Origin of the sequence: Salmonella sp. 32100201201700099SM (genome assembly GCF_017572645.1) — a bacterium.
In the GTDB taxonomy this organism is placed as follows: Bacteria; Pseudomonadota; Gammaproteobacteria; order Enterobacterales; family Enterobacteriaceae; genus Salmonella; species Salmonella enterica.
In genome coordinates, this window is record NZ_JAGERQ010000002.1 from 139,065 (window position 1) to 152,808 (window position 13,744).

Below are 13,744 nucleotides of genomic sequence, written 5' to 3' on the forward strand. Positions count from 1 at the left end.
ATTCGTTGATTCATTGTTGGGGATATTTATGTTTTACTTACCTCAGTAACGGATTGCTTTGTGGTGTAGCGTAACGGTAATTGTCCTCCTCATATTTGCGGCAGCGTAGTCTGCCGCTTTTTTTTTATAAATTAACTCTCTCTGTAATAATTAACAGACAATGAATATTATTCTGTTTTTTCAGGAGGCCTCCGAAGAGACCTCGCATGGTGATGTTTAGTTATCAGGCATAATCATTTCATCTACGCCGGAACTCTTGTTGACCGGATTTTCCGTGGGCGATGTACCTGTAAATGTTACACTGGCGGCGGCGCTATTACCGGCGGGATCGGTGGCCGTTATGGTATACTGATTCTCCCCCGACAGAATAGCGGATTGCGGAACAGAAACATGCCAGTTACCGGTATCGTTATCGACACTGGCGGTGTAGTCCGTATCGTCGACCGTGACCTTCACCTGAATATCCTGATGCGCCTCCACGACTCCCTTAAGGCTGACGGTATTATCCAGACTGCTAACAGTCGATCCCAACGTTGGTTCGGCGGACGGTTGTGTATCAATAGTCAGCTTAATTGTTGCGTGAGCTTCTAAGCGACCCGATAAAAGGTCGGTGTATTGATGTTAGTGATATTATCGCCTCCGGCGCCAATATCACTATTATTCTTCATGGAACGTACTGGCGGTGTAGAGTCTATCGTCAGCCAGCCGATAGACAGCGAAGAATTATCCATAGCGTTTGCGGAACGATCTCTGAAGATGATATCCAGAGTTGCCTTGCCTACCATTCTAGCAACATTTTAGAAAAAATTACGTAATATCGACTGATATGTAAAACTCATTCAGCATCAAATGGATTAATTCAACATCAGTAGTAATATCCATTTTTTTATAGGCTGATCTCTTTTGTGTTGAAATCGTTTTTATATTTCGATCTAATAAATTTGAGCAACTTTTAACAGATAATCCTGCAGCCACGTAATAAATAACTTTTTTCTCGCTCAATGTTAGATCGAATTTTTTAGCGAGCAACAGAATTCCATCTCTTATATTAATATGTTTTGCTTTGTCCTTATACTGCATTGTCAGATATCTCAATTAACATATTGATGACGAGAGGAGGATAAAAACGCTAAAAATTCCGATGGTGTAGTTTTGAAATGTTTTTTAAAAACGCATGTAAAATAAGAAGCACTATCATAACCACACATATAAGCCACTCGAGTAATATTATATTCACTATTGCGTAGAAGTTTTGTCGCTTTATTCATTCGCGCATTAAGGTAAACTTCACTGAATGAGGTGTGCTCTTGTTTCAATTTCCTTTTTAATGTGGAACAACTCATATAGAGTGAGTCAGAAATATCCTTGAGCGCCCATTTTCGACTTATGTCGCTTATAATAATATTATAGATGTTTTCGGCTAATGTATTTTGCGATAGTTCTCTGAAGAGAGCAAATGCTTCAGGTTCATAGATGAACTCTGAAAGCAGAAATCTTATTAAATATTCCTTTTTATCTTGGGATAATTTCTGGCTTTTATTTGAAGAGTGTAAGAGGTTGAATACTCTTGCTACGCCTGTTTCTATTGGCGCTAACAGATGTTTTGTCGTCGGTTTTGTTAATGGGGCCGAAAAGTCTGCATGTTCATACAGAAAAAAATTATAAGCATTTTTTATTGACGCTGAATCTAATTCAATTAAATTGTAATTTAACTGTTCATGAGTCTCTTCCATAGTGATATGAATGGTTTGATCTTTAGCTAAAAATATTAACATTGGCCCTGATGCCGTAATATACTCCCCGGACGATGTCGTAATTGAAATTTTACCCGTGGTGAGCTTGATGAGTACGGACTGCAGTAAATTTAATCCCTGAAGTGATAAGGATTTCCTCTGCCAGTTTTGCGCTGATTGTAAACATTCAATGCTCCCCACCTGGACAGGTGAGGGATTAAACACCTTTAGCATGATAATTTCCTTTTATTAAATGTGCGTGTAAATCAAAAATTATTCTGAAAAATATTTCAAAAGAAAACTAATATATAGCTATATAATTATTTGCGAACTTAAGGTATCAGGTGGCGATCTTTTCATTTTCTATGGAAAATGCTATTTTATATTGCATTTCTACCTATTATAGTATCGTTAAAAAACTATGTCGCGTATAAAAAAAAGATGGAAATTTACAAGAATTGGCTCATGTTATTGTCAAATTATCTCTTTAAAATTTGAATTAAGTAATAATTACCCTTATTCTTTTAGAGAATAGCTCTTTAATTTCATGGGGGTAGTTAGCATGAGGTATAAGATCTGATGTTAATTTGTGATAAGGTTTATCTTGGAGGTAAATATTAACGATCTCGGCCAGGAAAGGCATACAACGCGGTAAATATATACTGCGGCGGGTAGACGGTGTAACAATATCCGGAAGTTTGAGGGGGAGGGGAAACATTCAATCGTATGGTTGGCTTTATGAAAAACGATGTAACACGTTATTGAGGTTCTTACTGTGCGTATCCGTTAGGTTTATGCTTTCTGATTATATAATGTTGCGTGTTTTGGCGCGGCAGTATTGAATCTTTTGCTGCGTCGGCCCCGAGGAGGAATCACTCACAGCGAATGCCAGCGCACAGCCTGGTACTGAATCTATAAATGAGTAGAAAACCTTTCGGTTCGCTACTCCGGTTCCATTCCTTCTAAATTTATCGTAATGACATCTGCGTTACGCGTGTTGTATACTTAATATCCACAGAAGTACAAGAGGACAACACTATGCCAGCCGCAAACAGTATGGCGATGAAACGTGAAACTCTGAACCTGCGTATCAAACCCGCCGAGCGCGATCTTATTGATCGAGCGGCGAAAGCCAGAGGGAAAAACCGCACAGACTTTGTGCTGGAAGCTGCCCGTGCTGCCGCAGAAGAAGCGCTTATCGAACAACGCATCATTATGGCCGATCCAGAGGCTTATCAGGAATTTCTCGTTCGTTTGGATCAAACACCTTCACCTAATGCCGCACTGCGTAAAACCATGCAGACCCCTGCGCCGTGGGAGCAGGAAAAATGATCTCCACCCCTGAGCCGCTTCATGCCGGACATATTCTTACTCCGTTTTGCTGCGGTGTGGATTCTATAGATAACTGGCTGAAACAGCGGGCGATGAAAAATCAGACCACTGGCGCGTCCCGTACCTTTGTGTGTTGTGGCAGCGATTCGAACGTACTGGCCTATTACTCGCTGGCGTCCAGCGCAGTCACGACGAATACCTCCCCCGGTCGCTTTCGTCGCAATATGCCTGACCCGATTCCGGTTGTGGTATTGGGGCGTCTGGCGGTGGATAAATCGCTTCATGGGCAGGGCGTCGCTCGGGCGCTGGTACGCGACGCAGGGCTGCGGGTTATTCAGGTGGCGGAGACTATCGGCATTCGTGGGATGCTGGTTCACGCCCTGTCGGATGAAGCGCGGGAATTTTATCAGCGGGTGGGGTTTGTACCGTCGCCGATGGATCCGATGATGTTGATGGTGACGTTGGGGGATTTGGTGGAGAGTGTTTAAACTCCAGAACGCATCCCTTAGCTTCTGATGGCCGGAATTCGCTGTGGATAGTCAGTGAGCCAGACCGGTTTTACCGCTTCAGCCGGACAACGACGTCATGACGGTCTGGACGGACTGCAAACGGGGACGTTGAATTCATGCGAATCGGGGAAACCAAAGGCGTTCTCCACGCCCGGTCGCCCCTACGCAGTTGCACTTCCTTTCATTTGCTGTGGCCAGTTTGCGGGAAGACTTTCACCTTCAGTAATTAAGTTCGGGGCGTTCTTCTTTACTCAATAAATTATTTTTGTCGTTCAGCTCCTCACGGACTTTTGCCAGTGACTTCTGAAAAGCCGGGATTGTTTGCAGCCTTGCAAACTCTACTGCTCCCACATAACGGCCAGCATCAACATCGCTTTGCCAGTGAGCACCGCATATCACTCTGCTTTGCCCGAACTCCCATCCTCGTCTGGCGAGCTCCTGCGCGCGTTCCGGTCTGGCCTGGGATAATACTAATGCCAGAAGTGTACCATAAGCAGTATGCCCGGAAGGGTAAGAGCCATCTTTTCGCAAAGTATTCTCATCTTCAGGACGGCAGGTAGAATGATTAAATAAGACAAAGGGACGAGTACGCATATAATATTTTTTTGCCGAAGCAGTAGCGTAGTAGCTGCCCATTTTCAGAAGATTCTGTAACATATTCCAGGTTTCTGGCGTATCTTTGGGATTAATTTTAGCACCCACTACTGGCGAGAATATTCTGGCTATATTTTCCACGCTTACATCTGCATCCTCAGCAGCTTGTTTCCATTGTGGGGAACCTTTTATCGCATAGCCCTTAAAATAAGCCTCCTTATCATAGCGGAAAGCCGGATCATCATTACCTGGCGGTGGGGGTAAGTAGAACTGACTGTTCACTGATTCTTCAGGAGAATGAAAGAGTTGCACTGTTGCTGCTGATGTATATTTAGCTACGATCAGTGGTAGAAAAAATAGTAAATAACGACTTTTCATAAAGACTCACTCCGGATCAGGCAATAATAAACAGATGTGATTCTATAATGATTTATTGAAATGGTTATTCAACATACAGGTAAAAAAGCAGGACGCTGTACTGGCATTATCCTCTACCCATACCGGACTGATTGCAGCGGACAACAGAACAATACTGGTACTTCCGGCTAACAGCATTTTGTTTAATTTTTCTCCCCGGTTATTTTTTATCTGCGTGCCTGACTGACACGCATGAGGTTAAAATGTTTCCGTAATAACAAACTATGAATAAGTATTTTAAAGTATGTGCTCTGTTACCCCGATAACTATCATCAGTCATGATGTGCTGAGTATTAATTTATGATTATGAACAAGAGTCGAAAACAGTATTTAAGAATAAAGAAACCGAAAAATAAAAATACCAAAACTGGCGAAGGGATTATTGTTGTCAGTGATGGAAAAGTTCATGGCGGAAATATTGGACTCACTTGTCGAGGCTAGCGAACCGTCAGATGAAGTGATAGGCGTTATTACTGGTAATAATCTCCCTGTAGCTAAGTAAGCTTTTGACCCTGGCCCAAAGATGAGCGGCTGATCGCCGAAGCACTGGGCGTTGCGCCAGAGAAAATCTGGCCTTCTCGTTATAGCTAGTCAGGCCAGAGATGGGGGCTACGGATTTCCATTCCCAGAAAAGCAAAAACCCAGCCATAGGCTGGGTTTTCTGAATAAGTGGTGCCCGGACTCGGAATCGAACCAAGGACACGGGGATTTTCAATCCCCTGCTCTACCGACTGAGCTATCCGGGCAACGGGGCGCATTAAACCGTAAAGGGGCGCGGTCGTCAACGGCTTTACACGAAAAAAGTGATAAAAGCGCGCTGACTGCCTGCTTTTCAGGCAAAATGCATAAAATCAGTACCCGTCAGGTGAGCGCGCCACCCTGACGGCACTGTGCAAAACGCAGAATATCTTCCGCCAACCGTTGAGCGGTATCTACATCAGCCTGACTGCGGTTGACCAGCATTCGGCTGAGACAACCTTCCAGCACCAGCTCCATCTGCCTTGCAACCATCGCCGGATCGTCAATTTCCAGCGTGGTCAGTAGTTCATGGGTAAAATCATGTGCCGCGCGTTTTTGTTGATTAGCCAGTTGGTGAATAGGATGGGTTGGGTCGGGATAAAACGTACAGGCGGCAATGAACAAGCAACCAGGATAACGGTTATTACTGACACATTCCGAAAGCGCGCTGTAGCGTGCCAGTAGCTTTTGTTCAGCAGAAAGCGACTCATCAAGAAGAAGCTGGCGTCGCCAGATATCTACCTGCTGACTCAGATAACGTAGCGCGTCATATAAAATGGCTTCTTTATCTGGCCAGAAACGCTGTAATGTGTCGAGTGGGCGATTTACGCGCTCCGCCACCATTTCCAGCGTAGTATCGGCTATCCCTTGCGTCTCCAGTAATTTCAGGGCTTCTCCCAGAATATCTTCACGTTGCACGGTATTCTCCTCCGTCTTTGCTTTTGCAAGTGTCGCTCACGGTTGGCGATCGTGCAAATGCGCGCTAAAGGTGGCGGCGTCCATAAAGCCGGTGACTCGCGCTTGCGGCTGTTCCTGGCCTTGGGCATCAAAGAACAGAATGGTGGGCAGCCCGAGGACTTGCAGATGCTTTAACAGCGCGACGTCCTGCGCATTGTTAGCGGTGACGTTAGCCTGCAAGAGCACCGTGTCGCCGAGCGCCTGCTGAACCCGCGGATCGCTGAAGGTATACTTTTCAAACTCTTTACAGGCCACGCACCAGTCGGCGTAGAAATCCAGCATGACGGGTTTGCCTTTGGCCTGCGCCAGCGCCTGATTGAGTTCGTCCACGGTAGAAATAGCCGTGAAATTGAGGTGCGCTGGAGCTTGCGCGGATGGCGATCCGAACGCCCAATCCTGTAGAGGTCGCACGCTAATGAGCGCTGCCGCCAGCAGGATAATCTGTACGATACGCATCCACGCTCGTCTGGCCTGAAGGCTGGTGATAAAGGCCCAACCAAAGAAAGCGACGCCCAGCAGCGACCACAGACGTAAACCCCAAGCCTCGCCAATAATCCGCTCCAGTAAAAAGACCGGTAACGCGAGGATCACGAAACCAAAAGCGGTTTTGACATGCGCCATCCACGGGCCGCTTTTCGGTAACAGGCGGTTGCCAAACACGGTGACCAGCATTAGCGGCAGACCCATACCTAATGCATACAAATACAGCGTACCGCCGCCCAGCCACATGTTGCCGCTCTGAGCGATATAAAGCAGGATCGCGCTTAACGGCGCTGTAGTGCAGGGCGAGCAAATTAATCCGGCAATCGCCCCCATAACAAAAACACCGCCGGGCGAGCCGCCTTGCTGACGATTACTCATTAATGTCAGCCGGGTTTGCAGTGAGGAGGGGAGCTGTAGTGTGAACAGGCCAAACATCGACAACGCAAGCAGGGTGAACACGATGGCAAGGCCGATTAACACATAAGGGTGCTGCAGCGCCGCCTGAAACTGTAATCCCGCCGCGGCGACGACCAGACCCAGTGCGGTATAGGTCAGCGCCATCCCTTGTACATAGATAAAGGCCAGCAGCAGTGCGCGCCCCGTCGACAAACGTTGCCTTCCCCCCAGGACAATACCGGAAATCAGCGGATACATGGGTAAAACGCAGGGCGTAAAGGCAATGCCGATGCCGATCAGCAGCGCCCAGAGCGCGGAAAAAGGTAGCTGGGCGGCGGGTTTTGACGTCTCACCCGTCTGGGTGACAGCTGGCGTCGGCGTGGCGTCTATTGCCGCGGCAACTTCACTTAGCGGCACCGTTTTCGTTTCCGGCGGATAACAGAATCCCGCATCGGCGCACCCCTGGTACGTTACCGTTAGTGTCGCGCCAGCCGCCGCCTGGTTAACCGTTACCGGAACGTTTAGCCGCTTACGGTAGATTTCGCTTTTTCCGTAGAATTCATCTTCATGCCAGACGCCTGCCGGGAGTTGGACTGCGGCGATATCCGCTTTCGTCGGCGTGATACTGATTTGTTTACGGTAAAGGTAGTAACCCTCTTTTACCTGCCAGGAGAGGGTAAGGTCGTGTTGATTTTGCTGAAAATCAAAAACAAACGCCCGGTCGGCAGGGACGAACTGCGAGCGACCCGGCGCGTCGAATAATCCGGCGAAGGCGGATGTGCTGCACAGCAGCAGGATCAGCGTAAAGATGCGTTGAGCCATGAGAGGTAATCAGTATCTCCGTGAGTAACAGGTAAAACCAGAAGTTCAGGCGTTTGATACGGGTGATGAGACTTCAGGCAGTCGATAAGCGCTTGCTGATGTGAAACGGTGGTTTTTAAGATCATTTGAACTTCATACTCCTGCTCCAGTTTGCCTTCCCAGTAGTACAGCGATGTCGCGCCGGGGAGGAGGGTGGCGCAGGCAGCCAGTTTTTCCGCCAGCACTTTGGCGGCCAGATCCTGGGCGGTAGCTTCATCCGGGGCGGTACAAAGCACCACAACGGCCTCGGGGATGGAAATATCCTGACTCTTAACATCAAGCATAAACACCTCGAAAGAACAAAAAGACCCGCAAGTGAACGGTCACTATACAACGGACGAGGGCAGGATGTTAGTCAAAGGGCGGGAGAATGCGGGGCGTGATACGCCCCGCGGGTGAAACACTTACAGCATAAAGCTGCCCAGCAGGAAGCCGAAGCAGACAGCCAGAACGACGCCCAGGGTGCCTGGGATGAAGAACGGGTGGTTAAAGACGAATTTACCGATACGGGTTGTACCGGTGTCATCCATCTGTACCGCCGCAACCAGAGTCGGGTAGGTCGGCAAAATGAACAGGCCGGAAACGGCGGCGAAGGAAGCGACTGCCGTCAGCGGAGAGACGTTCAGCGCCAGCGCCATCGGCATCAGCGCTTTCGCCGTTGCCGCCTGAGAGTAGAGCAGCGCGGAAGCAAAGAAGAAGATGACGGCCAGCAGCCACGGATGGCCCTGGATGACGCTACCCGCAGTGTCTTTGATCCAGTCGATGTTAGCGGATACGAAGGTATCGCCCAGCCACGCCACACCCAGGATACAGATACAGGCGCTCATCCCTGCTTTAAAGGTACTGGAGTTGAGGATGGCGTCAGTTTCCACTTTACACAGGATGGTGGTCAGCGTTGCGACGCTCAACATGATGATCAAAATAGCGTTGGTGGTGTTCATCAGCGGTTTCTCAACTAGGCCGAGGCTCGGACTGTTGACAATCGCATAAACAACCACGCAGATAACGCCCAGCAGGAACAGCCAGACGGAATTTTTTGCCATCGGTTTGATTTCAATCTGCTTTTCACCACGCAGTTCAATCAGCCCTTCTTCCAGACGCTTGCGGTAAATCGGGTCGTCCGACAGTTTGGAGTTGAACAGCATCGTGACCAGGAAGGACATCACCAGCACCGCCAGCAGCGTAGAGGGGATAACCACGGACAGCAGGTGAATGTAGCTAATGCCATGACCTTCCATAACAGAAGACATATACACCACGGCCGCAGAAATCGGCGAGGCGGTAATCGCAATCTGCGCGGATACCACGGCGGTCGAGAGCGGACGGCAAGGTTTGATTCCCTGCTCCTTCGCGACTTCAGCAATAACCGGCAGCGTTGCCAGGGAAATGTTCCCGGTACCAGCAAAAATAGTCAGGAAATAGGTCACAATCGGTGCGAGGATAGTGATGTATTTCGGGTTCTTACGCAGCAGTTTTTCCGTCTGGTTTACCAAATAATCCAGACCGCCCGCGACCTGCATAGCAGAGATCGCGGCGATAACCGCCATGATGATGGAAATGACATCGAATGGAATTGTCCCTGGCTTCACGCCGATGGCGGCAAGTACCAGAACACCCAGCCCACCTGCGAATCCAATACCGATGCCCCCAAGTCTGGCGCCCAAAAAGATTGCCAGCAAAACAATGATAAGTTCGACAACTATCATATTAGCCTTCCTTGTTGTTTAACAAGTTGATATTAAATTGTTGTTATTTGGTAACTTCTTGTAAGAAAAAAGGCACGTCATCGTGACGTGCCTCTTTGGTACTACCCTGTACGATTACTGTTCGCTTTCATCAGTATAACGTTTAGCTTTATAAGCCGGGTGCATCAAGTTCTGTACGGAGAAAATATCGTCCAGCTCGGCTTCCGTTAACAGGCCGCGCTCCAGCACAACTTCACGTACGCTCTTACCGGTTTCAGCACAGATTTTACCGACGATGTCGCCGTTGTGGTGGCCGATGAACGGGTTGAGGTAAGTGACGATACCGATGGAGTTATAAACGTACCCTTCGCACACTTCTTTATTCGCGGTAATGCCGTTAACGCATTTTTCCAGCAGGTTGTAGCACGCGTTGCTCAGAATGTGGATGGATTCGAACATCGCCTGACCGATAACCGGCTCCATAACGTTCAACTGCAACTGACCGGCTTCCGCCGCCATCGTAACGGTGGTGTCGTTACCGATGACTTTAAAGCATACCTGGTTTACGACTTCCGGTACTACCGGGTTCACTTTGGCTGGCATGATGGAAGAGCCCGCCTGCAGTTCCGGCAGGTTGATCTCGTTCAGGCCGGCACGAGGACCAGAAGAGAGCAAGCGCAGGTCGTTACAGATTTTGGACATCTTCACTGCCAGACGTTTCAGCGCGCTGTGAACCATAACATACGCGCCACAGTCAGATGTCGCCTCAATCAGATCTTCCGCCGGAACACAGGCGAAACCAGTGACTTCAGCCAGTTTTTTCACCGCCAGCGGAGAGTATTCTTTCGGCGTGTTCAGACCGGTGCCGATTGCCGTTGCGCCAAGGTTGACTTCCAGCAGCAGCTCAGCAGTACGCTCGATGCTTTTCACTTCTTCTTTCAGCAGGATGCTGAACGCACGGAATTCTTGACCAAGCGTCATCGGTACGGCGTCCTGCAACTGGGTACGACCCATTTTCAGGATGTCCTGGAATTCAACCGCTTTACGTTCGAAACCTTCACGCAACTGGTTGATGGCATCGATCAGTTTGACGATAGAGGCGTAAACCGCTACACGGAAGCCTGTCGGATAGGCGTCGTTAGTGGATTGACATTTATTCACGTGGTCGTTCGGGTTCAGGTACTGATATTCACCTTTCTGATGACCCATCAGTTCCAGCCCGATGTTGGCCAGCACTTCGTTGGTATTCATGTTGACGGAAGTGCCCGCGCCGCCCTGGTAGACATCTACCGGGAACTGGTCCATGCACTTACCGTTGTTAAGGACTTCATCACATGCGGCAATGATGGCATTCGCCACACTCTTAGGAATGGTTTGCAGCTCTTTGTTGGCCAGCGCCGCCGCTTTTTTTACCATAACCATGCCACGCACAAATTCAGGGATGTCGCTGATTTTGTTATTGCTAATGTAGAAGTTTTCAATCGCTCTCAGAGTGTGAACACCATAGTAGGCTTCAGCTGGAACTTCCCTGGTACCCAACAGATCTTCTTCGATACGAATGTTGTTTGACATGTGAACCTTCTTTTTCAAGCTGCCAATGATTTTTACTTTAAAACACACAGGATATATGTGATTTCGAATGTTTTCTGACCGACGATTATCCCCTCCATCGGCCTGATAAACGAGATCATATGCTGGTTCAGAATTCCTACCGTAATCTGGATCACTTAAAGTGTGGGAATTTACCCCTTATTTATTATTTTGTGAAATAGGTCACCGCTTTAGTATTACTACCTAAAATAAGTGTACAAACCACTTGAAATTTTGCTACGCATCACCATATCGGATCGATGCGAATCGCAACCCCATTCAAATGGTCGTCGCAGACGGCCATGACTTACAGGAGAGTCCTTTGCGCTGGATACCCTTTTTAGCTGTCTTTCTCTATGTTTACATTGAGATTTCTATCTTTATCCAGGTCGCCCATGTGCTTGGCGTCCTGATGACGCTAATCCTGGTGATTTTTACGTCTGTTATCGGTATGTCGCTGGTACGTAACCAGGGTTTTAAAAACTTTTTGCTGATGCAACAAAAAATGGCGGCCGGTGAGAGCCCGGCGGCAGAAATGATTAAGAGTGTATCGCTGATCATCGCTGGCTTACTGCTCCTGTTGCCGGGATTTTTCACCGATTTTCTCGGCCTTCTCCTTTTGTTACCGCCAGTGCAAAAACATTTGACGCTGAAGTTGCTGCCGCATTTACGTTTTTCCCGGATGCCGGGCGGCGGGTTTAGCGCGGGTACTGGCGGTGGCGAAACATTTGACGGCGAGTATCAGCGTAAAGATGACGATCGCGATCGTATTGAACATAAAGACGATCGTCGGGATTAAAGGTAGAGATGCTGGTCGGATAAGTCGCGTGAGGCGTTATCCGGCCAACAGATACGTCTTACGCCATGCGTTTTCGCTTCGGTAAAAACAGCCATAATGCTGCCAGCATAATAATGGCATATAAGCTTTTCCACCCCAGCATTACCAGCAATAACAGGCACAGTAGACAACCCGTCACCGCCAGTGCATAGCAGCGCCCTTTCAACAGTCGACAGCCCGCCAGCATACAAAGTAGATAGAGCATAATAAAAATACCGTTAGCATAGACGATCAGCGCATTGAGGTTAATCTTCAGGGCGTAGACGACCAGGGAACTCACGCAACAACAGGCCAGAATAACGTTTAACGCGTGCAAGGGAAGGCGCCCGGGAGAGAGTTGAGCCAGATAGTGATCGGGCTGATATTGCATTTGCGTCCATATCAGACGCGCAAAACTCTGAGCATACACATTCAGGCTGGCAAAGCAGGTGAGATAACCAATAATGCAGGCTATCCACAACGCCTGGATACCGAAGAGATGAACAATAATAAGCGGTAGCGATGCTGTTGCCGCTATCTTGTCGCTATAGACGCCAAAATGCAGCACCACGGCGGTACAGGCCCAATAAATGGCGCCGGCCAGCATCAGGCCAATGATCAATGCGCGCGGAAAATCACGTTCAGGATTTTTAAATTCAGACGACAAATGCGTAAAAGCCTCAATTCCCACAAATCCCCAGAACATGATCGCCAGGGCGGTACACAGCCGGGAAAAGATGATTTCGTTTGCGGCTGGGAAGGTGATATCTGCAGGTTTAATCGCGCCTTTCCACAGAATGGCGGCAATAAGCGCGATAATTAATCCAGCGATAATGGCTTGCAGGTTGGCGCTGGAGCTGGCGCCGCGCGATCCCATAAACCATAGCAAACCTAGAGTACCCAGCTCCCCAAATAAGAGCTGTTCGCTTTGCCAGCCAAACAGCGCCTGGCCGAAACCCACCGCAATATGCAAGGCTGCGGGAAAACTAACAGGAATGACTGATAAAAACAGCCAACTGATCACCCGTTGCAGACGCGGGCCAAATGCCATCCCGACAAAATGCGCTACGCCGCCAGCGTGTGGAAAATGACGCCCCAGCACAGCAAAGACAATCGCAATAGGGAAAATCAAAATAATGAGCAGCGGCCATGCCCAAAGGCTGATGTCGCCTGCCGCCAGCGCAGCCAGCTCCGGAAGCGCAAAAACGCCAGTCCCTAATAATGATGTGGTTAACAAGATAACGCCCTGAACCAACCCAAGCTCTTTTTTTAGTTCATTCATCAGCCCATTATCCGGCGGCATTGTAACGTCAGGTGACGACAGACATTTTTAAGCGTATCACACACGCCTTTTCTTATAGCAGGATGTTCTAAACCTTGGGTAAACGTGAGATAAGTAGCGTTTTTACCGCTTTTTTCGCTCAGAAGAATTTTTTTTCATCTCCCCCCTTGAAGGGGCAAAGCCCCATCCCCATCTCTCTGGTCACCAGCCGGGAAACCGTTTACGGGCCGGCGTCACCCATAACTGATAATGACTTTCTCAAAGGAGAGCTATCAATGAGTATTCGTCCGTTACATGATCGTGTGATCGTCAAACGTAAAGAAGTTGAGTCCAAATCTGCTGGCGGCATCGTACTGACCGGTTCCGCAGCGGGTAAATCAACTCGTGGCGAAATCATCGCTGTCGGTAAGGGTCGCATCCTGGACAACGGTACTGTACAGCCGCTGGACGTGAAAGTTGGCGACATCGTTATTTTTAACGATGGCTACGGTGTGAAATCTGAAAAGATCGACAATGAAGAAGTGTTGATCATGTCTGAAAGCGACATTCTGGCAATTGTTGAAGCGTAA

At 48.4% G+C, this 13,744-nt stretch carries 14 protein-coding genes, 1 tRNA gene and 3 pseudogenes; 5 read left to right on the top strand and 13 right to left on the bottom strand.

The window, feature by feature from the left end:
* Positions 1 to 216: 216 nt before the first annotated feature.
* The 5 genes and pseudogenes from J4685_RS03975 to J4685_RS22440 form a co-directional block, all read right to left on the bottom strand.
* Positions 217 to 561: an Ig-like domain-containing protein gene (locus tag J4685_RS03975; protein WP_100680417.1), complete on the bottom strand. Its 345-nt coding sequence runs from the start codon at positions 559 to 561 to the stop codon at positions 217 to 219.
* Positions 562 to 568: 7 nt separating this feature from the next.
* A pseudogene (locus tag J4685_RS03980) lies at positions 569 to 785 on the bottom strand (hypothetical protein).
* Positions 786 to 807: 22 nt separating this feature from the next.
* Entirely contained in the window at positions 808 to 1,095 is a 288-nt protein-coding gene (rtsB, locus tag J4685_RS03985; RefSeq protein ID WP_011233243.1) for a transcriptional regulator RtsB, read from the bottom strand.
* A complete protein-coding gene (locus J4685_RS03990) occupies positions 1,092 to 1,967 on the bottom strand; it encodes an AraC family transcriptional regulator (protein ID WP_000921674.1) in 876 nt (291 codons plus the stop codon). Before J4685_RS03990 ends, rtsB begins: the two co-directional genes overlap by 4 nt.
* Before the next feature lie 265 nt (positions 1,968 to 2,232).
* Positions 2,233 to 2,455 (bottom strand): annotated as a pseudogene (locus J4685_RS22440) (hypothetical protein).
* 316 nt (positions 2,456 to 2,771) lie between these two features.
* Between J4685_RS22440 and J4685_RS03995 the strand changes: the two are divergent.
* Positions 2,772 to 3,065: a DUF1778 domain-containing protein gene (locus J4685_RS03995; protein WP_001110452.1), complete on the top strand. Its 294-nt coding sequence runs from the start codon at positions 2,772 to 2,774 to the stop codon at positions 3,063 to 3,065.
* On the top strand, positions 3,062 to 3,553 hold the full coding sequence (locus J4685_RS04000) for a GNAT family N-acetyltransferase (RefSeq protein WP_000626100.1): 492 nt from the start codon (positions 3,062 to 3,064) through the stop codon (positions 3,551 to 3,553). Before J4685_RS03995 ends, J4685_RS04000 begins: the two co-directional genes overlap by 4 nt.
* A 240-nt stretch (positions 3,554 to 3,793) precedes the next feature.
* Here the strand turns inward: J4685_RS04000 and J4685_RS04005 are convergent, their stop codons facing one another.
* Positions 3,794 to 4,546: a non-specific acid phosphatase gene (locus J4685_RS04005; protein WP_000842405.1), complete on the bottom strand. Its 753-nt coding sequence runs from the start codon at positions 4,544 to 4,546 to the stop codon at positions 3,794 to 3,796.
* Between the two features lie 552 nt (positions 4,547 to 5,098).
* Between J4685_RS04005 and J4685_RS22680 the strand changes: the two are divergent.
* Positions 5,099 to 5,176, top strand: a pseudogene (locus J4685_RS22680) (helix-turn-helix domain-containing protein); the annotation flags it as partial.
* Positions 5,177 to 5,255: 79 nt separating this feature from the next.
* Here the strand turns inward: J4685_RS22680 and J4685_RS04015 are convergent.
* The 6 genes from J4685_RS04015 to aspA form a co-directional block, all read right to left on the bottom strand.
* A tRNA-Phe gene (locus J4685_RS04015) sits at positions 5,256 to 5,331 on the bottom strand.
* 115 nt (positions 5,332 to 5,446) lie between these two features.
* Positions 5,447 to 6,022, bottom strand: coding sequence for a transcriptional regulator (locus J4685_RS04020; RefSeq protein WP_001188504.1), 576 nt, complete (start codon positions 6,020 to 6,022; stop codon positions 5,447 to 5,449).
* Positions 6,023 to 6,058: 36 nt separating this feature from the next.
* Positions 6,059 to 7,762, bottom strand: coding sequence for a protein-disulfide reductase DsbD (locus J4685_RS04025; protein WP_000068892.1), 1,704 nt, complete (start codon positions 7,760 to 7,762; stop codon positions 6,059 to 6,061).
* Positions 7,738 to 8,085, bottom strand: a complete 348-nt coding sequence (cutA, locus tag J4685_RS04030) for a divalent cation tolerance protein CutA (protein WP_000887832.1) — start codon at positions 8,083 to 8,085, stop codon at positions 7,738 to 7,740. Before cutA ends, J4685_RS04025 begins: the two co-directional genes overlap by 25 nt.
* A gap of 120 nt (positions 8,086 to 8,205) precedes the next feature.
* Positions 8,206 to 9,507 carry an anaerobic C4-dicarboxylate transporter DcuA gene (gene dcuA, locus J4685_RS04035; RefSeq protein WP_000637595.1) on the bottom strand — a complete coding sequence of 434 codons (1,302 nt, stop codon included), beginning with the start codon at positions 9,505 to 9,507 and terminating at the stop codon, positions 8,206 to 8,208.
* Between the two features lie 114 nt (positions 9,508 to 9,621).
* Positions 9,622 to 11,058 (bottom strand): aspartate ammonia-lyase, encoded by a 1,437-nt coding sequence (aspA, locus tag J4685_RS04040; protein WP_000069440.1) that lies wholly within the window; start codon positions 11,056 to 11,058, stop codon positions 9,622 to 9,624.
* Positions 11,059 to 11,398: 340 nt separating this feature from the next.
* Between aspA and J4685_RS04045 the strand changes: the two genes are divergently transcribed.
* Positions 11,399 to 11,875 (top strand): FxsA family protein, encoded by a 477-nt coding sequence (locus tag J4685_RS04045; RefSeq protein ID WP_001267291.1) that lies wholly within the window; start codon positions 11,399 to 11,401, stop codon positions 11,873 to 11,875.
* Between the two features lie 58 nt (positions 11,876 to 11,933).
* Here the strand turns inward: J4685_RS04045 and yjeH are convergent, their stop codons facing one another.
* Complete coding sequence (gene yjeH / locus J4685_RS04050; RefSeq protein WP_031609293.1) at positions 11,934 to 13,175, bottom strand: L-methionine/branched-chain amino acid transporter; 1,242 nt, start codon at positions 13,173 to 13,175, stop codon at positions 11,934 to 11,936.
* 275 nt (positions 13,176 to 13,450) lie between these two features.
* On the opposite strand from yjeH, the gene J4685_RS04055 reads away from it, so the two are divergent.
* Positions 13,451 to 13,744 (top strand): co-chaperone GroES, encoded by a 294-nt coding sequence (locus J4685_RS04055; RefSeq protein WP_000027827.1) that lies wholly within the window; start codon positions 13,451 to 13,453, stop codon positions 13,742 to 13,744.